The sequence below is a fragment of the Roseateles sp. DAIF2 genome, assembly GCF_015624425.1.
GTDB lineage: Bacteria > Pseudomonadota > Gammaproteobacteria > Burkholderiales > Burkholderiaceae_C > Kinneretia.
In genome coordinates this window covers 294,499-314,395 of record NZ_CP049919.1, presented here as the reverse complement: position 1 = coordinate 314,395, position 19,897 = coordinate 294,499, and the positions used below count along the sequence as shown (strand labels likewise).

General features: G+C 71.2%; 20 protein-coding genes. 15 read left to right on the top strand and 5 right to left on the bottom strand.

All coding sequences use genetic code 11. The features are described from left to right. Window positions 1-89: 89 nt before the first annotated feature. Together G8A07_RS01440 and G8A07_RS01435 are read left to right on the top strand one after the other, a co-directional pair. Window positions 90-863 carry a metallophosphoesterase gene (locus tag G8A07_RS01440; RefSeq protein ID WP_195795367.1) on the top strand — a complete coding sequence of 258 codons (774 nt, stop codon included), beginning with the start codon at window positions 90-92 and terminating at the stop codon, window positions 861-863. Window positions 864-932: 69 nt separating this feature from the next. Continuing rightward, on the top strand, window positions 933-1,355 hold the full coding sequence (locus G8A07_RS01435; protein WP_195795366.1) for a universal stress protein: 423 nt from the start codon (window positions 933-935) through the stop codon (window positions 1,353-1,355). Window positions 1,356-1,381: 26 nt separating this feature from the next. On the opposite strand, the gene G8A07_RS01430 is transcribed toward G8A07_RS01435, so the two are convergent. After that, window positions 1,382-1,609 (bottom strand): hypothetical protein, encoded by a 228-nt coding sequence (locus G8A07_RS01430; protein WP_195795365.1) that lies wholly within the window; start codon window positions 1,607-1,609, stop codon window positions 1,382-1,384. 275 nt (window positions 1,610-1,884) lie between these two features. Between G8A07_RS01430 and G8A07_RS01425 the strand changes: the two genes are divergently transcribed. Beyond that, window positions 1,885-2,091 (top strand): hypothetical protein, encoded by a 207-nt coding sequence (locus G8A07_RS01425; RefSeq protein WP_195795364.1) that lies wholly within the window; start codon window positions 1,885-1,887, stop codon window positions 2,089-2,091. Between the two features lie 16 nt (window positions 2,092-2,107). Here the strand turns inward: G8A07_RS01425 and G8A07_RS01420 are convergent, their stop codons facing one another. Further along, the gene (locus tag G8A07_RS01420) at window positions 2,108-3,040 is read right to left on the bottom strand and encodes a LysR family transcriptional regulator ArgP (RefSeq protein ID WP_195795363.1); all 933 of its coding nucleotides are present in this window, start codon (window positions 3,038-3,040) and stop codon (window positions 2,108-2,110) included. A 112-nt stretch (window positions 3,041-3,152) separates the two neighbouring features. Between G8A07_RS01420 and G8A07_RS01415 the strand changes: the two genes are divergently transcribed. The 4 genes from G8A07_RS01415 to G8A07_RS01400 all read left to right on the top strand — a co-directional run bounded on the left by G8A07_RS01415 (window position 3,153) and on the right by G8A07_RS01400 (window position 9,223). Further along, window positions 3,153-3,782, top strand: coding sequence for a LysE/ArgO family amino acid transporter (locus G8A07_RS01415; RefSeq protein ID WP_195795362.1), 630 nt, complete (start codon window positions 3,153-3,155; stop codon window positions 3,780-3,782). A gap of 22 nt (window positions 3,783-3,804) precedes the next feature. Beyond that, entirely contained in the window at window positions 3,805-5,118 is a 1,314-nt protein-coding gene (locus G8A07_RS01410) for a D-amino acid dehydrogenase (RefSeq protein WP_195795361.1), read from the top strand. 50 nt (window positions 5,119-5,168) lie between these two features. Next, window positions 5,169-6,467, top strand: coding sequence for an Hsp70 family protein (locus G8A07_RS01405; protein ID WP_195795360.1), 1,299 nt, complete (start codon window positions 5,169-5,171; stop codon window positions 6,465-6,467). A gap of 335 nt (window positions 6,468-6,802) precedes the next feature. Beyond that, entirely contained in the window at window positions 6,803-9,223 is a 2,421-nt protein-coding gene (locus G8A07_RS01400; RefSeq protein ID WP_195795359.1) for a S9 family peptidase, read from the top strand. A gap of 10 nt (window positions 9,224-9,233) precedes the next feature. Here G8A07_RS01400 and G8A07_RS01395 read toward each other — a convergent pair whose 3' ends face one another. After that, the gene (locus G8A07_RS01395) at window positions 9,234-9,890 is read right to left on the bottom strand and encodes a YecA family protein (RefSeq protein WP_195795358.1); all 657 of its coding nucleotides are present in this window, start codon (window positions 9,888-9,890) and stop codon (window positions 9,234-9,236) included. Between the two features lie 113 nt (window positions 9,891-10,003). Here G8A07_RS01395 and G8A07_RS01390 point away from each other — a divergent pair, with 113 nt between their 5' ends. Further along, window positions 10,004-10,561 carry a flavodoxin family protein gene (locus G8A07_RS01390; protein ID WP_195795357.1) on the top strand — a complete coding sequence of 186 codons (558 nt, stop codon included), beginning with the start codon at window positions 10,004-10,006 and terminating at the stop codon, window positions 10,559-10,561. A gap of 150 nt (window positions 10,562-10,711) precedes the next feature. On the opposite strand, the gene G8A07_RS01385 is transcribed toward G8A07_RS01390, so the two are convergent. Further along, window positions 10,712-11,647 carry a LysR family transcriptional regulator gene (locus G8A07_RS01385; protein ID WP_195795356.1) on the bottom strand — a complete coding sequence of 312 codons (936 nt, stop codon included), beginning with the start codon at window positions 11,645-11,647 and terminating at the stop codon, window positions 10,712-10,714. Window positions 11,648-11,744: 97 nt separating this feature from the next. Here G8A07_RS01385 and G8A07_RS01380 point away from each other — a divergent pair, with 97 nt between their 5' ends. The 4 genes from G8A07_RS01380 to G8A07_RS01365 all read left to right on the top strand — a co-directional run bounded on the left by G8A07_RS01380 (window position 11,745) and on the right by G8A07_RS01365 (window position 16,464). Continuing rightward, complete coding sequence (locus G8A07_RS01380) at window positions 11,745-13,271, top strand: CoA-acylating methylmalonate-semialdehyde dehydrogenase (RefSeq protein WP_195795355.1); 1,527 nt, start codon at window positions 11,745-11,747, stop codon at window positions 13,269-13,271. 117 nt (window positions 13,272-13,388) lie between these two features. Further along, window positions 13,389-15,017, top strand: coding sequence for a diguanylate cyclase (locus tag G8A07_RS01375; protein ID WP_195795354.1), 1,629 nt, complete (start codon window positions 13,389-13,391; stop codon window positions 15,015-15,017). 1 nt (window position 15,018) lies between these two features. Beyond that, window positions 15,019-15,768: an SDR family oxidoreductase gene (locus G8A07_RS01370; RefSeq protein ID WP_195795353.1), complete on the top strand. Its 750-nt coding sequence runs from the start codon at window positions 15,019-15,021 to the stop codon at window positions 15,766-15,768. A 27-nt stretch (window positions 15,769-15,795) separates the two neighbouring features. Continuing rightward, window positions 15,796-16,464 carry a CAAX prenyl protease-related protein gene (locus G8A07_RS01365; protein WP_195795352.1) on the top strand — a complete coding sequence of 223 codons (669 nt, stop codon included), beginning with the start codon at window positions 15,796-15,798 and terminating at the stop codon, window positions 16,462-16,464. Here G8A07_RS01365 and G8A07_RS01360 read toward each other — a convergent pair. Further along, window positions 16,436-17,200, bottom strand: coding sequence for a helix-turn-helix transcriptional regulator (locus G8A07_RS01360; protein ID WP_195795351.1), 765 nt, complete (start codon window positions 17,198-17,200; stop codon window positions 16,436-16,438). The two genes, G8A07_RS01365 and G8A07_RS01360, sit on opposite strands and share 29 nt — an antisense overlap. A gap of 140 nt (window positions 17,201-17,340) precedes the next feature. Here G8A07_RS01360 and G8A07_RS01355 point away from each other — a divergent pair, with 140 nt between their 5' ends. The 3 genes from G8A07_RS01355 (at window position 17,341) to G8A07_RS01345 (ending at window position 19,891) form a co-directional block, all read left to right on the top strand. Then, window positions 17,341-18,579 carry an amidohydrolase family protein gene (locus tag G8A07_RS01355; protein WP_195795350.1) on the top strand — a complete coding sequence of 413 codons (1,239 nt, stop codon included), beginning with the start codon at window positions 17,341-17,343 and terminating at the stop codon, window positions 18,577-18,579. A gap of 107 nt (window positions 18,580-18,686) precedes the next feature. Next, on the top strand, window positions 18,687-19,094 hold the full coding sequence (locus G8A07_RS01350) for a hypothetical protein (RefSeq protein ID WP_371816409.1): 408 nt from the start codon (window positions 18,687-18,689) through the stop codon (window positions 19,092-19,094). Further along, the gene (locus tag G8A07_RS01345) at window positions 19,091-19,891 is read left to right on the top strand and encodes a DUF2145 domain-containing protein (protein WP_195795349.1); all 801 of its coding nucleotides are present in this window, start codon (window positions 19,091-19,093) and stop codon (window positions 19,889-19,891) included. Before G8A07_RS01350 ends, G8A07_RS01345 begins: the two co-directional genes overlap by 4 nt. The last annotated feature ends 6 nt before the right edge of the window (window positions 19,892-19,897 follow it).

Below are 19,897 nucleotides of genomic sequence, written 5' to 3'. Positions count from 1 at the left end.
CCTTCGGCCGCCCCCTCTAGGGGGCGATGCCGGCCGACCGGCAAAGCCGGATCGGCGGCATCCGCTGAGTCAACAGCCCAAGTACCGACGTGCGACTGCAGCTGATCTCCGACCTTCATCTCGAAACCGAGCGCTTCACGCCCGAGCCGGCGCCCGGCGCCGACGCGCTGGTGCTGGCCGGCGATGTGGACAGCGGCTGGGACGGCCTGCGGCTGTTCCGCGACTGGCCGGTACCGCTGCTCTACGTCCCCGGCAACCATGAGTACGACGACCGCGACTTCGACCAGGCCCGCGCCGACCTGCATGCACTGGCCGCCAAGCTGGGCTTCGTGATGCTGGACGACGCGGTGCATCTGCTGACGGACGCGCAGGGCCGCCGCGTGCGCTTCGTCGGCAGCACGCGCTGGTGCGACTTCGACCTGTTCGGCCCGACCCAGCGCGAGCGCGCGCTGCGCGCGGGCAGCTATTTCCAGCGCGTGATGAACGCGACCCGCGCCGGCCAGCCCTTCGACGCGCTGGCGGTGCGCGAGGAGGCGCTGCGCTGCCGCGCCTGGCTGGAGCAGACCCTGGCCGCGCCCGAGAGCGGGCCGGACTGGGACGCCACCGTCGCGATCACTCATTTCGGTCCCAGCATCCAGAGCGCCGACCCGCGCTACGGCCGCCAGCCCGGCACCGCCAGCTTCTGCAACGACGACGAGGCCTTGCTGCCGGGCGCGCGGCTCTGGGTCCACGGCCATCTGCATTGCCGCCACGACTACCGGCTGCACGGCTGCCGCGTGGTCTGCAACGCGCGCGGCCACAGCAAGCGCGGCGAGGCGCTGGGCTATGACGGGCAGCGTTGCGTCGAGGTGTTCACCGCTTGACGGCCGTCAAGCCGCGGCGCCGGCGCCTGTGTCAGACTGCGTCCTGACTTCAATCACACGGAGCAGCGAATGAAGATCTTGGTCGCGGTCGACGGCAGTTCCTATACCAAGCGCATGCTGGCCTATCTGGCCGCCCACGACGAATGGCTGGGCGACCGGCATCAGTACACCGTGATCAACGCCGTGCCGGCCGTGCCGCCGCGCGCCGCCGCCGCGCTCGACAAGGAGCTGCTGAAGAGCTACTACGGCGACGAGGCCGAGAAGGTCTTCAAGCCGCTGCGCACCTTCTTCGACAAGCAGCGCATCCGCGCCGAGTTCGTCAGCAAGGTCGGCCCGGCCCATGACGTGATCGCGGCCCTGGCCGACAAGGGCAAGTTCGACCTGCTGATCATGGGCTCGCGCGGCCATAGCGCGCTGGGCAATCTGGTGCTGGGCTCGGTCACCACCAAGGTGATGGCCAACTGCGGCGTGCCGGTGCTGCTGGTACGTTAACTAGTTAAGCACACCGCGCCAGCCGCTCAATGGCCGCGCTTGCTGAGCCAGGCCAGCGGCGATTCCAGCGCGGCGCGGTTCGCGGCCTGCTCGGATTCCAGCTCGTAGCTCGAGTTCGGCACCGTGGCGCCACCGCCATCGTCGCCCTCCAGGCTGGCCTCCATCCCGAAGGCGGTGCCCAGGTCGGCCGGGTCATGCGGCTCGGCCGGCAGCGAACTTTTGCGGAAGAAACGCAGTGCGGGAGTGAATCGCATGGTGGACCTCGCAATTGTTCGTGGCGTGGAAGCCAGTGTGCGCGCATGCGCGTAGGGCAGAATCCCCAAATTGGGTGGCTATCGCGCCACAGTTGGGAAAATCGCACGCTAGCGCTTTCGGATACACCTACACACAGCATGGCGCCCGCTTCGGGCGCCTACTAACACCCCCAGTTGACGCCCGTCGGTCCATCCCACCTTGGAAGGATGGCTGCGGCGACTTGACACTCCTATTCTTCGCCGCCTCGGGCCCGCCCCGGCGTTGTAGTTTCTTTATGACCCCTGTCGTTCTCACCTGTCTGACCCGCGGCGTCGTCGGCACCGCGGTGCTTGGCGCGCTGGTGCTGGCCCATGCCACCCAACGCCCCGACCAGAACCGCCGCCTGCCGCATGCCGGCGGCCTGGCCGCGAGCAGCAAGCCCGGCAAAGGCGCCACCACGCTCCTGGTGCAGGCGCCGCTGAAGGCGCAAACGCCGCGCTGAATCTCCCGGCGCGAACTCAGGCCTGCGCCAGTTCGCGCCGCGCCCCCACCGCCAGCGCCTGACCGATCTGATCCAGCAGCGCCACCCGCGCCGGCGCGGCCTGCAGCTCGGTCACCAGCTTCCATTGATGCCAGTACAGCGCCACCTCGACGCTGACCTCGGGCCGCAGCGCGACCAGCTCGCCGCTGGCCAGGAGCGGCCGCAGCTGTAGCTCAGGCGCCACGCCGACGCCCCAGCCCATGCAGACCGCCCGCACATAGGCCTCGCTGGACGGCACGAAGCGCTCGCGCAGGCGCGGCGCACGCACGCCGAAGGCCTTGCTGACCCATTGCGACTGGGTGTCGTCCTTGCGGTTGAAGACCAGGAAGGGCGTCTGGGCGAAGTTCGCCGCCGTCAGCCCGGCGCTCAGTTGGGCCTGCAGAAAGGCCGGGCTGGCCACCGCCACATAGCGCATCACGCCCAGCGGCTGAACCAAGCAGCCGCGCAGCGCCTGGCGCACCGTGCTGACGCAGCCCAGCACCTCGCCCTGGCGCAGCCAGTCATGGGTGAAATCCTGGTCGTCGACCACCAGCTCCAGCCCGAAACCCTCGCGCAGCCCCTGCTGCACCACGCCGTCCAGCGCCGGCAGCACCCAGGTCGCCAGGCTGTCGGCGTTCACCGCGATCGCGATGCGCTCATGCGGCGCGACCCGCGCGCCCAGCTCGCGCACCACATCGCTGCGCAGCGCCTGCAGCTGGCGCGCATAGCGCAGCAGCACCTTGCCCGCCTCGGTCAGGCGCAAGGGACGCGAGCGCACCACCAGCAGCTGCCCCACCTGGGCCTCCAGGCTGCGCAGGCGCTGCGAGACCGCACTCTGCGTGATCGCCAGCCGCTGAGCGGCGCGCTCGAAGCTGCGCTCATCGGCCAGCGCGGCCAGGCAATCGAGTCCGGCGGAGTCCAGGTCTTTCATAAGTATCTTTAATGTACTCCGAGAAATATGAATCCTGCTTCATACCGGAGCGGCCTCTGCCGACAATCCGGGTCAAAGTTTGCCCGCGCGAATCCTCCCGCCCCTCCCCACCATGTTCCCCAGCGACCTGACCGCCCTGAGCCAGGGCTGGCTCACCGGAGCCAGCCTGATCATGGCCATCGGCGCGCAGAACGCGCTGGTGCTGCGCCAGGGCCTGCTGCGCCAGCATGTGGCGCCGGTGGTGGGCCTGTGCAGCGTCTCGGACGTGATCCTGATCTGCCTGGGCGTGTTCGGGCTGGGCCAGCTGATCTCGGCCAGCCCGCTGCTGCTGAACCTGTTCCGCTATGGCGGCGCGGCCTTTCTGCTGCTCTACGGCCTGCGTGCCGCGCAGCGCGCCTGGGCCGGCAACGACGGCCTGCAGGCCTCGGCCGGCCGCGCCAGCCTCGGCGCGGTGCTGGGCAGCGCGATGGCGATGACCTATCTGAACCCCCATGTCTATCTGGACACGGTGGTCTTGCTCGGCACGATCGGCGCCCAGCATCCGGTCGACGCGCGCCCCGCCTTCGCGCTGGGCGCCAGCATCGCCTCGGTGATGTGGTTCTCGCTGCTGGGCTTCGGCGCCGCCGCGCTGGCGCCGGCATTGCGCCGGCCGCTGGTGTGGCGCAGCATCGATGCCGGCGTGGCGTTGCTGATGTTCGTTCTGGGTCTACAACTCTTGCTGAGCCCGCTGCAGGGCCGGTGAGATTCACAACAAGGAAGCCGTCATGAAGGTTGTCGTTTTGGGCGCGGGCATCATCGGCGTCAGCACCGCCTGGTATCTGCTGGAGCAGGGCCATGAGGTCACGGTGGTCGACCGCCAGGAAGACGCCGCGCTGGAGACCAGCTTCGCCAACGGCGCCCAGATCTCGGTCAGCTTCTGCGAACCCTGGGCCAATGCCGGCGCGCCCTTCAAGGTGGCCAAGTGGCTGCTGAAGGACGACTCGCCGCTGCTGTTCCGCCCGCGCCTGGACCCGGCGCAATGGCGCTGGGGCCTGAGCTTCCTGGGCCAATGCACCACCGCCGCCTTCGAGCGCAATGTCGAGGAGCTGGTGCAGCTGGGCCGCTACAGCCATGCCTCGCTGAAGGAGCTGGTGGCGCAGACCGGCATCGAGTACGAGCGCCTGGAGCGCGGCATCCTGCATTTCTTCTCCAGCCAGGCCGATTTCGAGGCCGGCGCGATCGCCGCCGAGATCATGCAGCGCCATGGCGTGGACCGCCGCATCCTGAACCGCGAGGAGGTGCTGGCGGTCGAGCCCGCGCTGCGCAGCTTCCAGCATGGCGTGTTCGGCGGCACCTTCACGCCCAGCGACGAATCGGGCGACGCGCGCATCTTCACCCAGAAGCTGGCCAAGCTCTGCGCCGAGCGCGGCGCCACCTTCCTGTGGGAGCACGATGTGCTGGCGCTGGAGCAGGCCGGCGGCAGCATCGTCGGCGCCCAGGTCGCCTCGCGCCTGAGCGGCCAGAAGCGCAGCCTGAAGGCCGACGCCTATGTCGCCGCGATGGCCTCCTACACCCCGGCGCTGCTGAAGCCGCTGGGCGAGCACCTGAACATCTACCCGGCCAAGGGCTACTCGGCCACCCTGAAGCTCAAGCGCCCCGACGACGCCAGCGTCGTCAGCCTGCTGGACGACGGCCGCAAGATCGCGATCTCGCGCCTGGGCGACACCATCCGCATTGCCGGCACCGCCGAGCTGGCCGGCTTCGACCTCAGCCTGGACAGCGCCACCTCGCGCTCGCGCTGTGCCTCGCTGGTCAAGCGCTACGAGGAGCTGTTCCCCGGCGTCGCCGACACCAGCGAGCCCAATTTCTGGACCGGCCTGCGCCCCAGCACGCCGACCAACATCCCCTATATCGGCCGCAGCAAGAAGGCCAAGAACCTCTGGCTCAACGCCGGCCATGGCACCCTGGGCTGGACCCATGGCGCCGGCTCCGGCCATGCGCTGGCCGAGCTGATGGCCGGCCGCGCGCCCGACATGGCCTTCGGCTTCTACGGCGACGCGCTGCCCGAAAAACGCATCCGCAGCATGGCCACCGCCTGAGTCATGGCGGGCTCGCTACAATCCGCGCCCCTCTTTGCGGTGCGACTGTCATGAGCCCTTCCTTCTGCGCCATCGATTTCGGCACCTCGAATTCCGCGATCGCAATTCCCGCCGCTGGCGGCGCGATGCGCCTGGTCGAGCTGGAGTCCGGGCATTCGACCATGCCCACCGCGGTGTTCTATTTCGTCGAGGGCCGCCATGACGCCGACGGCCCGCCGCGCGCCTTCGGCCGCGCCGCGCTGGCCGCCTATATCGAGGGCGCCGACGGCCGGCTGATGCGCTCGATGAAGAGCATCCTCGGCTCCGGCCTGATCGAGCAGACCACCGATGTCGGCGGCGGCCGCGGCGTCAAGTACTCCGACATCCTGTCCGGCTACCTGAAGCGCCTGCGCAAGCAGGCCCTGGCCGCCGGCGCGCCCGAACCGCTCAACAAGGTGGTGCTGGGCCGGCCGGTGTTCTTCGTCGACGAGGAGCCGGCGCGCGACGCCGCCGCGCAGAAATCGCTCGAGCAGGCCGCCCATGCGGTCGGCTTCAGCGAGGTGCATTTCCAGTACGAACCGATCGCCGCGGCCTTCGACTACGAGAGCCGCGTCGACGCCGAGCGCATCGTGCTGGTGGCCGACATCGGCGGCGGCACCTCGGACTTCTCGGTGGTGCGCGTCGGCCCGGCGCGCATGCAGCGCCTGGACCGCCGCGACGACATCCTGGCCAACCATGGCGTGCATATCGCCGGCACCGACTTCGACCGCCATATCGAGCTGGCCGCGATCCTGCGCGAGCTCGGCTACCGCTCGCTCGGCCCGGAGCGCGCGGGCCAGCCGGCGCGCGAGGTGCCCAGCGGCATCTACTTCGACCTCGCCACCTGGCACCTGATCAACACCGTCTACAGCCCGCAGCGCGTCGCCGAGCTGCGCAATATGCGCGGCTTCTACGGCAACCCGCTGCATCACGACCGCCTGATGACGGTGCTGGAGGACCACCTGGGCCATGAGCTGGCGGCGCGCGCCGAGGACGCCAAGATCGCGGTCTCCGGCGGCGGCGACACCCTGATCGACCTCGGCCTGGTCGAGAACGGCCTGCAAGTGCCGCTGTCCGAGGGCGTCGCCGTCGGCGCGCTGGAGGCCGACATCGACCGCATCGCGCGCGCCGGCCGCGAGACCGTGGCCCAGGCCGGCCTCAAGCCCGAGCAGATCGACGCGCTCTATTTCACCGGCGGCTCCACCGGCCTGCGCCTGCTGGCCGACCGCATCGCGGCCGAGTTCCCCGCCGCGCAGAGCGTGCGCGGCGACCGCTTCGCCTCGGTCGCCACCGGCCTGGGCCTGCACGCGGCGCGGCTGTTCGCGCAGTAGCGCTCCCGGGCGGCACGGGCGGCCCGCGCCCAGGGCCTGTCACCCAATAGGACAGCCCTGCGTAGCCCCGCCCAGCGGGCGCAATCTAGGCGCAAAGCGGAACCGGGGTGGGGCCCCGGTGAGCATTTGCAACGACGAGTGCGCCCGCTGGGCGGGGCTACCCGAAGGGCCGGGGCTGCAAGACACGCATCGCGTCGTTACGTCCCTTGGTCGGGGATGGCCCCGACCTGCAGCCCGCGCCTAGCGCTGCATGCCTTGCAGTCCCGGCGCAGGGTTGCCCTATTGGGTGACAGGCCCTAGGCTGCGCGCTCATCGAACCGCGCGAGCCCATCTCCATGCCGACCCGACCGTCCCGCCTGATCCTCGCCCTGGCCCTGCTCGGCCCCACCGCCGCGCTGGCCACGACACCCGCCCCGGGCTACCAGCAGCCATCGGCCGCAATCCGCGCGGTGCTGGATGCCGCGCCGCTGGCCAGCCATCTGCTGGCGCCGGACCAGCGCAGCCTGGCCCTGGTCACCCAGCGCCGGCACCGCACGATCCAGGAACTGGCCCGGCCCAGCGAGCGCCTGGCCGGCCTGCGCATCGACGCCGCCGCCAACAGCCCGCAGCAGCTGCCGCAGATCGAGTCGCTGCGCCTGCTGGCGCTCGATGAGGCCGGCCAACCCATCGGCCCGGAGCGCGTCGTCGCCCTGCCCGCCGGCGGCGATTTCCACCAGCTGCGCTGGTCGCCCGATGGCCGGCATTTCCTGCTGAACCGCCGCACCGAGCAGGCCGTCGAGCTATGGGTCGGCGAGGTCGCCAGCGGCCGCCTGCTGCAGATCCCGCGGCTGCGCCTGAACACCGTGCTGGAGGACGAGATCGTCTGGCTCGGCGCCGACGAGATCCTGGTGCTGGCGGTGCCCGAGCGGCACGGCCCGGCACCGCGCTTCGACGCGCCCAATGGCCCGGTGATCCAGGAATCGATGGGCCGCAACTCGCCCGAATACACCCTGCAGGACCTGCTGGAGAACCCGCAGGACGAGGCCCTGTTCGCACACCTCGCGAGTTCGGTGTTGCGCCATGTGACGCTCTCCAGCGGCGCCTCGCGCGAGCTCGGCGAGCCGGGCCTGTACAGCCGGCTCAGCGCGGCCGGCACGCAGGGCCTGCTGCTGACCGAACGCCTGCTGCAGCCCTTCAGCTACCGGGTGCGCGCGGCCGACTTCGCGCGCGTCGTCGAGCTGCGCGACGCCCAGGGCCGGCTGCAGCGCGAGCTGGGCCGCATCGCGCTGAAGGAGAACGTGCCCTTCGGCGGCGTGGTCAGCGGCGCGCGCCAGTTCTGGGCTTCGCCGGCCGCCGATGCGGCGATCTACTGGGTCGAGGCGCTGGACGGCGGCGACCCGCGCCGCAAGGCCGAGCACCGCGACCGCCTGCTGCGCCTGGACCCGCCCTACCGCGCGGCGGACGCGCGCGAGATCTACCGCAGCGCCGCGCGCCTGACCGGCCTGGACTTCCTGGAAGACGGCCGCCAGGCCCTGATCGGCCAGTTCGACCGCGACCGCCTCTGGACCAGCCGCGAGCTGCTGGCGCTGGACGGCGCCGGCACGCCGCTGCGCTTGAACGAACGTTCCTCACGCGACCGCTACCGCGACCCGGGCCTGCCGCTGCAGCGCCTGCTGGCCAATGGCCGCAGCGCGGTGCGGGTCGACCAGGGCGCGATCTGGCTGCTGGGCCAGGGTGCCGGCCCCGCGGGCGACCGCCCCTTCCTGGACCGCCAGAGCCTGGCCGACGGCAGCAGCCAGCGCCGCTTCCAGTCTGATGACGCGAAGTACTACGAGCGGCCATTGGCCCCGCTGGGCACCGCGGGCGAGCGCCTGCTGAGCCTGCGCGAGAGCTTCAGCGAGCCGCCCCAGCTGCTGCTGCGCAGCGGCGCCGGCCTGGCCGAAACCCGGCTGCTCAGCGCCCAGGCCGACCCGGCGCCGCCGCTGCGCCAGATCCGCCGCGAACTGGTGCGCTTCAAGCGCGCCGACGGGGTCGAGCTGTCCTTCTGGCTGCATCTGCCGCCCGGCTACCGGGCCGGCGAGCGCCGCCCCACCCTGGTCTGGGCCTATCCGCTGGAATACACCGACGCCGGCACCGCCGGCCAGATCAGCGGCTCCGACCAGCGCTTCACCAGCCTGGGCGGCAGCAGCCCGGTGATGCTGGCGCTGGACGGCTATGTGGTGCTGATGGACGCGACGATGCCGGTGGTCGGCGACCCCAAGACCGTCAACGACAGCTTCATCGCCCAGATCACGCTGAACGCCCAGGCCATCATCGACAAGGCGGTCGAGCTGGGCGTGTCCGAGCGCGGCCGCATGGTGGTGGGCGGCCACAGCTACGGCGCCTTCATGACCGCCAATCTGCTGGCCCATACCCAGCTGTTCAAGGCCGGCATCGCGCGCAGCGGCGCCTACAACCGCACCTTGACGCCCTTCGGTTTCCAGAGCGAGCGCCGCAGCCTGTGGGAGGCCCAGGACAGCTATCTGCGCCTGTCACCCTTCCTGTATGCCGACAAGATCAAGGCCCCGCTGCTGCTGATCCATGGCGCCGACGACAACAACCCCGGCACCTTCCCGATGCAGAGCCAGCGCCTCTACCAGGCCCTGGCCGGCACCGGCGGCCGGGTGCGCTTCGTCTCGCTGCCCAATGAGTCGCATGGCTATGCGGCGCGCGAGTCGCTGGGTCACACGCTCCACGAGATGAGCGAGTGGATGGGCCGGCAGGTCGGCCGGCCCTGAGCGCGCGGCTTCAGTGGCGCCGGCCGCCGCGCGGCGGGGGCGGGCCGCGGCGCTTGGCCGGCGGCCGGGCGCCCGCCGCGGGAGCGGGCTGGGGCCGCGACACATCGGCCAGCATCAGGCAGGCGCTTACCAGGGCCTCGACCGCCTGCTCCAGATCGGCCGGCGGCTCCAGGCTCTCGATCTCCTCGAGCAGGTCGTCGGCATCCTCCAGATCGTCCGGGTCCAGGTGCATATAGAGCGCGGCCAGCGGCTCCAGCAGCCGCGCCGCGTCCAGGCGCATCAGCTCGGGGAAGATCTCGGTGGCGAGCGCGAAGCCGGCCACCCAGGGCAGCAGGGCCTCGGAGGGATTGCCCTCGTCGTCGTCGTCGTCGTCGAAATCGGCTTCCTCGTCGCCGAGCTCGAACACCCAGGGGTCGAACCATTGGCGCTCGGCGATCGCGCGGTTCAGCTGCTGGTGGCGGCGCTTGCACAGCGCCAGGATCGGATCGGTCTGCAGGCCCGGCGGCAGCTCGCGGCCCTCGCTGTCGAGGATGGGGCGCAGCCATTGATGCGCCGGCACGGCCTTGGGCTGCAGCAGCACGCCGACCAGATAGCCGTCCAGCATGCTGACGTCCAGCGGCTCCAGCGGCGCCGGCAGCGCGTCGAGCAGGTCTTGCAGCTTGCCCATCTCCAGCTCGCTGAGCGGCTGGACGGGGGTTTTGAGGGCGGGCGGGTTGGCGGGGGCGACTGCTCATGCCCCTATTGTCTCGCCATCGCACGCCGCTTCGTATCATCGGCGGCATGAGCACCAATTTCCTGTTCCTGGTCGCCAGCACCCGCGTCAGCGGCGTGCTGGGCAATACCGAGGCCCTGGCGCGCCGCGCCGCCGAGGGGCTGCCGCCCGCGGCCGAGCAGCGCTGGGAGCACCTGGCGCGGCTGAGCCTGCCGCCCTTCACCGATCTGCGCCACGATGTCGGCAGCTACCCGATGCCCGAGGGCGACGCCAAGCGCCTGCTGGACGCGACCCTGGCCGCCAGCGATCTGGTGCTGGTCGCGCCGGTCTACTGGTACAGCCTGCCGGCCACCGTGAAGCTCTACCTCGACCATTGGAGCGCCTGGATGCGGGTGCCAGGTCTTGACTTCAAGGCCCGGATGGCCGGCAAGCGCTTCTGGCTGGTCACGACCAGCGGCGACCGCGCCAAGGCCCAGCCGACCATCGACAGCGCCCGGCTCAGCGCCGAGTTCATGGCGATGGACTGGCGCGAACCGCTGTGGGGCAAGGGCGGTCCGCCGGACACTGTGCAACAAGATGCAAGCGCCTGGGCGCAGGCGCCGGGGCATTTCAGGACCATCCCCTAAGGGTGGGATGGCTGGGCCGGACGGCCTTGCCTACATTGCCCCCCATGCCCGGCGTCGGCCGGGCTTCGGTCCCAACGACGTCCTTGAGCTCCAAGGACTTGAAACGCCCGCCCGGTTCGCCGGTCGGGCGTCCTTTTTTGTGCGGCCGCCTCAACCGAAACCAGCACCAAGAGCCGCCTTCAGATGCTCGGTGAACAGGCGCACCGGCCGCGGCGTCGCGCTGCTCCAGGGGTGGATCGCGTAGATGCCGTCGCCGAAGAAGCCGGCCGGCCGCCAGCCGGGCAGCAGCTCCTTCAGCCGCCCCGCGCGCAGCGCCGGCGCCGCGCTGAAGTCCGGCAGCAGCGCGATGCCCATGCCCGCCAGCGCGGCCTCGCGCAGCACCTCGCTGTTACCGGCGCGCAGCGGCCCCTGCACCGGCACCTTGACCCGCTCGCCCTGCTTCTCGAACAGCCAGACCGCCGGGCCCGGCCGCAGATAGGGCAGGCATTGGTGCCGGGCCAGCTCGGCCGGATGCTCGGGCGCGCCATGCCGGCGCAGGTAGGCGCCGCTGGCCAGCAGCAGCGCGCGCGAGGCGCAGAGCTTCACCGCCACATGGGTGTCGGGCGGGCTGCTGGTGTGGCGGATCGCCAGGTCGAAGCCCTCCTGCGCCAGCGGCACCAGCCGGTCCGACAGGTCAAGCTCGATGCGGATCTCCGGGTACTGTCGGAAGAAGCTCTCCAGCTGCGGCGCCACATGCTGGCGGCCCAGGGCGACCGGCGCGGTGACGCGCAGCAGGCCGCGCGGCTGGCCCGCGGCGTCGCGCGCCTCGGCCAGGCTGCGGGTGATATGGGCGAAGCTGGCCTCGGTGTCCTCGACCAGGCGCGCGCCGGCCTCGTTCAGGCGCACCGAGCGGGTCGTGCGCGCCACCAGCTGCTGGCCCATCGCGCGCTCCAGGTCGGCGATGCGCTGGCTGACCGCGGCCTTGGACAGGCCCAGGCGCTGCGCCGCCCGGGTGAAGCTGCCCTGCTGGGCGATCACCAGCAGCGCATGCAGCTGGCCCCACAGCAGTTCGTTGCGCAGCTCGGGGGTCGGCGGCTTGGTCTCCATTGTTCGGATTATCGAACAATCAAATCGCCGCAAGCGGATTGGCAGGGCCCGGGGTGCGGCCTAGACTGGCCCGATACCACCGAACCAGGAGACCGCCATGGCCCTCGCCCCCGTGCCCGCCTATGACAGCAAGCGCGACCTCACCCACCATATCGGCGGCGCGCCGGTCGAGGCCACGTCGGGCCGCGGCCAGGCCGTCTACAACCCGGCCACCGGCCAGGTCGCGCGCCAGCTGCAGCTGGGCAGCGTGGCCGATGTCGAGCGGGCCGTGGCCGCCGCGCAGGCCGCTTTCCCCGCCTGGGCCGATGCGCCGCCGCTGCGCCGCGCGCGGGTGATGTTCAAGTTCCTGGAGCTGCTGAACCAGCACCGCGACCAGATCGCCGCGATGATCACCGCCGAGCACGGCAAGGTCTTCACCGACGCCCAGGGCGAGGTGACGCGCGGCATCGACATCGTCGAGTTCGCCTGCGGCGTGCCGCAGCTCTTGAAGGGCGACTACACCGAGCAGGTCTCGACCGGCATCGACAACTGGACGCTGCGCCAGCCGCTGGGCGTCGTGGCCGGCATCACGCCCTTCAACTTCCCCTTCATGGTACCGATGTGGATGGCGCCCGTGGCCATCGCCACCGGCAATGCCTTCATCCTGAAGCCCAGCGAGCGCGACCCCTCGCCCAGCCTGCTGATCGCCGAGCTGTTCAAGCAGGCGGGCCTGCCGGACGGCATCTTCAACGTGGTGCAGGGCGACAAGGTGGTGGTCGACGCGCTCCTGCACCATCCGGACGTCAAGGCGCTCAGCTTCGTCGGCTCGACGCCGATCGCGCAGTACATCTACGAGACCGGTGCCAGAAACGGCAAGCGCGTCCAGGCCCTGGGCGGCGCCAAGAACCATATGGTCGTGATGCCCGATGCCGACATCGAGCAGGCGGTCGACGCGCTGATCGGTGCGGCCTACGGCTCGGCCGGCGAGCGCTGCATGGCGATCTCGGTGGCGGTGCTGGTCGGCGATGTGGCCGACAAGATCATCCCGAAGCTGGCCGAGCGCGCCCGCGCGCTGAAGATCAGGAACGGCATGGAGCTGGACGCCGAGATGGGCCCGATCGTCACGCGCGAGGCGCGCGAGCGCATCGAGAACTACATCGACATCGGCGTGCAGGAGGGCGCGACCTTGGTGGTCGACGGCCGCGGCCATCAGGTGGCCGGCCATGAACAGGGCTTCTTCACCGGCGGCACCCTGTTCGATCATGTGACGCCCTCGATGCGCATCTACAAGGAAGAGATCTTCGGTCCGGTGCTGGCCTGCGTGCGCGCGCATGACTTCGCCGAGGCGGTCGAGCTGGTCAATGCGCATGAGTTCGGCAACGGCGTCGCCTGCTTCACCAGCGACGGCAATATCGCGCGCGAGTTCGCGCGCCGCATCCAGGTCGGCATGGTCGGCATCAATGTGCCGATCCCGGTGCCGATGGCCTGGCATGGCTTCGGCGGCTGGAAGAAGAGCCTGTTCGGCGACATGCATGCCTATGGCGAGGAGGGCGTGCGCTTCTATACCAAGCAGAAGAGCGTGATGCAGCGCTGGCCCGCCAGCATCGGCAAGGGCGCCGAGTTCGTGATGCCGACGAGCCGCTGACATCGATCACCAATTGGGCGACATTCGCACAAATTGCGTGCAACGCACAGCGCAAGCGCCCCGGCCGGATCGCTTGCGCTACCCTTGCCCTTTTGTGACCAGTTGTAGCCAGCCCTCATGCCAGATGCAGTCGTCAGCGGCGAGGTCCGTTCCAGCACCGATGAACTGAATGCCTGCCTGGCGGCCGCCCGTCAGGCCCAGGCCGCGTCCCTGCTCGACGAGGGCCAGGCCCAGGCCCAGCGCGCCTGGGACCTGGCGCGCGCCCAGGGCCATGTGGCCGAGCAGATCGAGGCCGGCCGGCTGCGCGCCTTCTTTCTCTACCGCCGCGGCGCGCTGGCCGCGCTGATCCGCGCCGGCGAGGCGGTGCTGCCGCTGCTGCGCAACCAGGGCGCCAGCCCCGAGCTCTGCGAGCTGCTGCGCTGGATGACCCTGGCCGGCTTCGAGACCGGCGACTTCGACACCGCGATGCGCAGCGCCAACGAGGGCTGCGCGGTGGCCCAGGAGCTGGGCGACCTGCGCCTGATCGCGATGTCGTTGAACGCGCTGGGCGCCACCTTCGAGCGCATGGGCGACCCCTGGCAGGCCGAGCGCCTGATGAGCGAGGCCGCGGTGCTGATCCGCGGCCAGGCCTCGCCCTACGAGCATGTGGTCACCCTGAACAACCTCTGCGGCGTCGCGCTGGGCGCCTTCTACCTGCTGCGCGACAGCGGCAACGACGCCGCCTGCGCCGAGGCCCTGGCCGGCGCGCTGCGCTATGCGCAGGAGGTGCGGCCGCATGCGCTGGACTTCGGCGACCCCTTCGCGCTGGTGATGACCGAGGGCAACCTCGGCGAGGCCCTGCTGCATGCCGGCCGGCTGGAGGAGGCCGAGACGCTGCTGGAGCAGACCCTGGACCAGGCGCGCGTGCGCGGCTACGAGGCCCAGGGCTGGCGCGTGCGCTGCTCGCTGGCCGAGCTGGCGCTGCTGCGCGGCCGACCCGAGGCCGCCTACGACGACCTGCGCCTGCTGCTGCAGGAGGCCGGCGACCGCGCCCCGGCCGCCACCGCGCTGCGCGTCCACCATGCGCTGTACCGCGCCGCCAAGCAGCTGGGCCACCATGAGCAGGCGCTGCGGCAGTTCGAGATCTTCCAGGCCATCGAGCGGCGCCGCGCGATCGCCCAGCTGATGGCGCAGTCGCGCTTCTTCGTCACCCGGCTGGAGGCCGAGCAGGCGCGCGAGCGCGCCGAGCGCCAGGAGGCGCGCGCCGCAGCACTGGAGGTGCATGTCGAACAGGACCCGCTGACCGGCCTGGGCAACCGGCGCTGCATGGAGTCGCGCATGCCGGCCCTGCTGCGCGAGGCCGAGGCCAGCGGCCAGGCCCTGACCCTGGCCCTGATCGACGCCGACCGCTTCAAGGACATCAACGACGGCCATGGCCATGCGGTCGGCGACAAGGTGCTGCAGCAGCTGGCCCAGATGCTGCGCGACAACACCCGCGGCAGCGACCTGCTGCTGCGCTACGGCGGCGAGGAGTTCCTGGTGCTGTTCCCGGACACCGTGCCGGACCGCGCCTTCGAGGTCTGCGAGCGGCTGCGCCACCGGGTCGAGGCCTTCCCCTGGCAAGACCTGTCCCCGGGCCTGGAGGTCACGCTGTCGATCGGCCTGGCCAGCACCCCGCCCTACGCCACCGATCTGCTGATCGCCCGCGCCGACAGCGCGATGTACCGCGCCAAGCACCTGGGCCGCAACCGCGTCGCGCTGGCCTGAGATGGCGCCGCCGATCACCCTGATCACCGGCGCCGGCCGCGGCATCGGCGCCGGCACCGCGCGGCTGCTGGCCGCGCGCGGGCATGAGCTGGCGCTGGGCTATGCGCGCGACGGCGCGGCCGCCGAGGCGCTGGCCGCCGAGCTGCGCACGGCCCACCCCGGCCGGCGCGTGATCTGCCTGCAGGCCGATGTGGCCGACGAGGGCCAGGTGCTGGCCATGTTCGCCCGCCTCGATGCCGAGCTGGGCCGGCTGACAGGCCTGGTCAACAACGCCGGCATCGTCGCGCCGGCGCAGCGCCTGGACCAGATGGAGCTGGCGCGCTGGCAACGCCTGTTCGGCGTCAACGTGATCGGCACCCTGCTGTGCTGCCGCGAGGCGGTCAAGCGCATGAGCACCCGCCATGGCGGCGCCGGCGGCGCGATCGTCAACCTCAGCTCGCGCGCCGCGCAGCTGGGCTCGCCGGGCGTCTATGTCGACTATGCGGCCAGCAAGGGCGCGATCGACAGCCTGACCGTCGGCCTGGCGCGCGAGGTGATCGCCGAGGGCGTGCGCGTCAACGGCGTGCGCCCCGGCATCATCGACACCGAGATCCATGGCGGCAGCGGCGTGGACGCCCATGGCGCCGCCGCCGGCATCCCGATCCAGCGCCTGGGCCGCGCCGACGAGATCGCCGAGGCGATCGCCTGGCTGCTGTCGGATGCGGCCAGCTACACGGTGGGCACGCTGCTGGATGTCGCGGGAGGGCGCTAAGCTCGGGGCTTCACCGCCGAGCAAGACATGACCCTCAGCCCCGCCGCGATCGCCCGCACCGTCCCCTTTGCCGCCTTCATGGTCCTGCTGGCGCTGCGCGGCGCCCTGCCGGAGCAGCCCAACTTCGACGCGCGCTGGATCTACGGCCTGTCGGTGCTGGTGGTCGGCGGCCTGCTGGTCTGGTACTGGCGCGACTACGGCGAGCTGGCGCGCCAGAACCTGCCGAGCGGGCGCGAGCTGCTGCTCAGCGTCGCGGTCGGCCTGCTGGTGTTCGCGCTCTGGATCCGGCTCGATGCGCCCTGGATGCAGCTCTCGACCCCGACCGCCAGCTTCGTGCCGCTGGATGCCAGCGGCGCGCTGATCTGGCCGCTGGTGGCGCTGCGCTGGGCCGGCGCGGCCCTGCTGGTGCCGGTGATGGAGGAGCTGTTCTGGCGCAGCTTCCTGATGCGCTGGATCGCCGACCCGCAGTTCGAGCGCGTCGACCCGCGCCGCGCCGGGCTGAAGGCCCTGGTGCTCTCCACCTTCGTCTTCATGCTGGCCCATACCCTGTGGCTGGCCGCCATCGTCGCCGGCCTCGCCTATGCCTGGCTCTATATGCGCACCGGCAAGCTCTGGACCGCGGTGATCGCCCATGCGGTGACCAACGGCGTGCTGGGCATCTGGGTGATCAGGACCGGGAACTGGCAGTTCTGGTGAGATCGCTGCGCTGCAGGTGCCGGAAGGCCTCGAACAGCCAGCTGCGCATGCCCACCACCATCGTGTAGCGGCGCTTCTCGGCGTCCGGCAGCTTCTGGTCCAGCACATGCTGGCGCGCGAAGTCCTCGGCCACCCGCTCCAGCCGTTCGGCCAGCTCGCGCGCCATCGCATGGCTCAGCTGGCCATGCACCAGGCTCAGCACCTCGCCCTCGCCATCGAAACCGCCGGCGAAGAAGTCGCCCATCACCGACTCGCGGAAGAAGTTCATCACCGGCCCCTGCGGCCGCCAGCGGAAGGTCTTGGCCACCTGCAGCTTGTAGCGGTTCAGCGGCTTCAGCTCGATGATGCCCAGCCGGTCCAGCTCGGCCAGGTAGCGGGTCGCCTCGGCCTCGCTGATGCGGTAGCCGGCGACGATCTGCTCGAAGCTCCAGTGGCTCAGGCAGCAGATCGCGGTCAGCAGCAGCTTCGGGTCGGCCAGCACCGCGCGCTCCTGCGCCAGGGTCAGCTCGCGCCGCAGCTGGCGGCGCTCGCCCAGGCGCTGCGTCAGCGCGGCGAAATCGGTCTGCAGCACGCGGCACAGCTCGTCGACGCGCGACAGCGGCATCTCGCCGCCCGGCGCGAACATGCGCTTGACCGCCGACTCCGACAGCGCCAGCTCGCGCGCCACATCGGCATAACTGAGGCCGCGGCTCTTCAGCTCGGCCTTGATGATCTCGATCAGGGTCTGGGTGCTCATGGCCCGCGACGGTAGCGCAAAACGCCACCGCCGGCGGCGAGCCCCGCCGCCGCGCGGGAAAAACCGCGGCGCCGCTGCCGCCGCTGCCGAACATCGCGGCCCATCACGACTCCCGGGCCCCGCGCCCCTCGACCTTCACCATGCAACGACGCCACCTGCTGTGCTGCGGCGCGGCCGCCGTCGCCGGCCTGTTCAGCAGCCTGACCGACCCGGCCCGGGCCTCCTCCTATCTGCGCAACCCCTGCGGCCGCGGCCTGCCGCTGGAGCTGCGCGAGCACCCGCTGCTGCAGGCCTGCTGGCAGGACCTGGACCCGGCCCAGCTGTGGGACGTGCATTGCCATCTGCTGGGCACCGGCGACGCCGGCAGCGGCTGCCGCATCCACCCGCAGATGACGCAGTGGTGGCATCCGGTCGAGAGCCTGCGCCGGCGCGCCATCATGGACGGCGCCTGCGTGCCGGCCGACGCGCCCAGCGTGGACCGCGCCTACCTGCAGCACCTGGACGAGCTGGCCGCCGGCTTCCCGAGCGGCGCGCGCTGGCTGCTCTATGCCTTCGACGAGGCCCATGACGAGCGGGGCCGGCCGCAGCCGGACTGGACCACCTTCCATGTGCCCGACGCCTATGCGCGCCGGGTCGCCACCGCCCAGCCGCGGCGCTACGCCTGGGTGGCCTCGATCCATCCCTACCGCGCGGATGCGTTGACACGGCTGGAGGCGGCGATCGCCGGCGGCGCGGTGGCGCTGAAATGGCTGCCCAGCAGCATGAACATCGATCTGCGCGACCCGCGCCTGAGCCCCTTCTACGACCGCCTGGCCGCGGCGCGCCTGCCGCTGATCGTGCATTGCGGCGAGGAGAAGGCCGTGCCCGGCGCCGGCCGCGAGGAACTGGGCAACCCGCTGCTGCTGCGCGCGCCGCTGGCCCGCGGCGTGCGCGTGATCGCCGCGCATTGCGCCTCGCTGGGCCAGGCGCTGGACCTGGACCGGCCGCGACCGCGCCCGGTGCCGGCCTTCGAGCTGTTCGCCCGGCTGATGGACGAGCCGGCCTGGGATGCCCTGCTGCTGGGCGACGTGTCGGCGCTGTTCCAGTTCAACCGCCGGCCCGAGGTCTGGCGCGCGCTGCTGGAGCGGCAGGACTGGCATGGCCGCCTGCTGCATGGCTCGGACTATCCGCTGCCGGGCGTCGGGCCGCTGTACCGGCTCGGCGGCCTGGTGCGCGCGGAGCTGCTGCGGCCGGACCAGGTGGCGCCGCTGGAGCGTCTGCGCGAGCACAACCCGCTGCTGTTCGACCTGGCGCTGAAGCGCGCGGTGCGCTGGCGGGGTCAGGCCTTGCGCGCCGAGGTGTTCGCGACGCGCCGGCATTTCGAGGCTCAGGTAGCGTGAAACGCTACCTGAGCGTGCACCGAGCGAGCCCGTCAACAAATGAAACTACGCAAACCTGTCAGGCCACGCGATGATCACGCCACCTCGTCACTCGGAATCCAGTCTTGATGAAGATGCAACAGGTGTGGGCGCCGATGTCGGCCCTGATACTCGCCTCGGCGCTGCAGGCTCCGGTCCGGGCCCAGTCGACAGCTTCCGAGGCCAGCGGCCTTTCGCTGCTGCCGGTGGCGGTATCGGTTGCAGCACCGGTGGCCCTGCTAACGGCCGGCGCGACGCTGAGCGTCACCGCGGTCGAAGCCTCGGCCGACGGCAGCGTCTGGATCCTAGAGCGCGCCTCGGACGGCGCCCGCGCCAGCGTCCGCTTCACCGGCAAGGCGAGCCAAGCGGTCGGCACCGCGGTGATCGTCACCGCGATCGGCAGTGGTTATGTGTTGTCGGCAGCCGGCCAGGCCATCGCCTTTGTCCCCAATGCCATCGGCGATGCCCTGCTGCACAACGAAAAGATCACCCGATGAACAGCCCCCGGCTGCTCGCGATGATCCCGCTGGCGCTGGCCGCCGCCGGCGCCTGGGCCGGCCGGCCCTGCGAGGACAAGCCGCTGACGATCGAGCAGATCACGCAGGGCATGAACCTGGCCGAGCTCACCGCACGCCGGCTCGAGGCCAGCGGCGCGCAGGTGGTGCTGCTGGCCCGCGCCGGGCAGGACCTGGGCAAGTACGGGCTGCAGTGGTCGCATGTCGGCCTGGCCTATCGCCAGGACGGCGGGGACGCGACGCGCCCACCGGTCTGGCGCGTCGTGCACAAGCTCAACCATTGCGGCACCGCCCGCGCCGACCTGTTCCGCCAGGGCCTGGGCGAATTCTTCCTGGACCGGCCGCATCGCTACGAGGCCGCCTATGCGCGCCTGAGCCCCGAGCTGCAGCGCAGCCTGCTGCCGCTGCTGCGCGACGCGCGCTGGCCGGCCACCCTGCACGAGCCGCGCTACAGCATGGTGGCCTATGCCTGGGGCCAGACCTACCAGCAGAGCAACCAATGGGCGCTGGAGACCCTGGCGCTGGCAGCCGCCTCGCCGGCCCCGCGCAACCGCGCCGAGGCCCAGGCCTGGGCGCGCGCGCAGGGCTACCAGCCAACCGATCTGCGCCTGTCCACCGCGACGCGCCTGGGCGCGCGCGTGGGCATGGCCAATGTGGCCTTCGACGACCACCCCTCGGCGCGCCGCTTCGCCGGCCATATCGACACCATCACCGCCGATTCGATGTTCGCCTGGCTGGCCCGCGCCGGCCTGGCCGAGCGGCCCGAAACCATCCGCTGATCCGAC

Bases quoted from the DNA above. Each gene is read 5' to 3' on its own strand.
- G8A07_RS01415 (WP_195795362.1), top strand. From the start codon at position 3,153: ATGTTCCCCAGCGACCTGACCGCCCTGAGCCAGGGCTGGCTCACCGGA.
- G8A07_RS01375 (WP_195795354.1), top strand. From the start codon at position 13,389: ATGCCAGATGCAGTCGTCAGCGGCGAGGTCCGTTCCAGCACCGATGAA.
- G8A07_RS01405 (WP_195795360.1), top strand. From the start codon at position 5,169: ATGAGCCCTTCCTTCTGCGCCATCGATTTCGGCACCTCGAATTCCGCG.
- G8A07_RS01385 (WP_195795356.1), bottom strand. From the start codon at position 11,647: ATGGAGACCAAGCCGCCGACCCCCGAGCTGCGCAACGAACTGCTGTGG.
- G8A07_RS01430 (WP_195795365.1), bottom strand. From the start codon at position 1,609: ATGCGATTCACTCCCGCACTGCGTTTCTTCCGCAAAAGTTCGCTGCCG.
- G8A07_RS01365 (WP_195795352.1), top strand. From the start codon at position 15,796: ATGACCCTCAGCCCCGCCGCGATCGCCCGCACCGTCCCCTTTGCCGCC.
- G8A07_RS01345 (WP_195795349.1), top strand. From the start codon at position 19,091: ATGAACAGCCCCCGGCTGCTCGCGATGATCCCGCTGGCGCTGGCCGCC.
- G8A07_RS01390 (WP_195795357.1), top strand. From the start codon at position 10,004: ATGAGCACCAATTTCCTGTTCCTGGTCGCCAGCACCCGCGTCAGCGGC.
- G8A07_RS01350 (WP_371816409.1), top strand. From the start codon at position 18,687: ATGAAGATGCAACAGGTGTGGGCGCCGATGTCGGCCCTGATACTCGCC.
- G8A07_RS01380 (WP_195795355.1), top strand. From the start codon at position 11,745: ATGGCCCTCGCCCCCGTGCCCGCCTATGACAGCAAGCGCGACCTCACC.
- G8A07_RS01410 (WP_195795361.1), top strand. From the start codon at position 3,805: ATGAAGGTTGTCGTTTTGGGCGCGGGCATCATCGGCGTCAGCACCGCC.
- G8A07_RS01395 (WP_195795358.1), bottom strand. From the start codon at position 9,890: ATGGGCAAGCTGCAAGACCTGCTCGACGCGCTGCCGGCGCCGCTGGAG.
- G8A07_RS01420 (WP_195795363.1), bottom strand. From the start codon at position 3,040: ATGAAAGACCTGGACTCCGCCGGACTCGATTGCCTGGCCGCGCTGGCC.
- G8A07_RS01355 (WP_195795350.1), top strand. From the start codon at position 17,341: ATGCAACGACGCCACCTGCTGTGCTGCGGCGCGGCCGCCGTCGCCGGC.
- G8A07_RS01370 (WP_195795353.1), top strand. From the start codon at position 15,019: ATGGCGCCGCCGATCACCCTGATCACCGGCGCCGGCCGCGGCATCGGC.
- G8A07_RS01400 (WP_195795359.1), top strand. From the start codon at position 6,803: ATGCCGACCCGACCGTCCCGCCTGATCCTCGCCCTGGCCCTGCTCGGC.
- G8A07_RS01435 (WP_195795366.1), top strand. From the start codon at position 933: ATGAAGATCTTGGTCGCGGTCGACGGCAGTTCCTATACCAAGCGCATG.
- G8A07_RS01360 (WP_195795351.1), bottom strand. From the start codon at position 17,200: ATGAGCACCCAGACCCTGATCGAGATCATCAAGGCCGAGCTGAAGAGC.
- G8A07_RS01425 (WP_195795364.1), top strand. From the start codon at position 1,885: ATGACCCCTGTCGTTCTCACCTGTCTGACCCGCGGCGTCGTCGGCACC.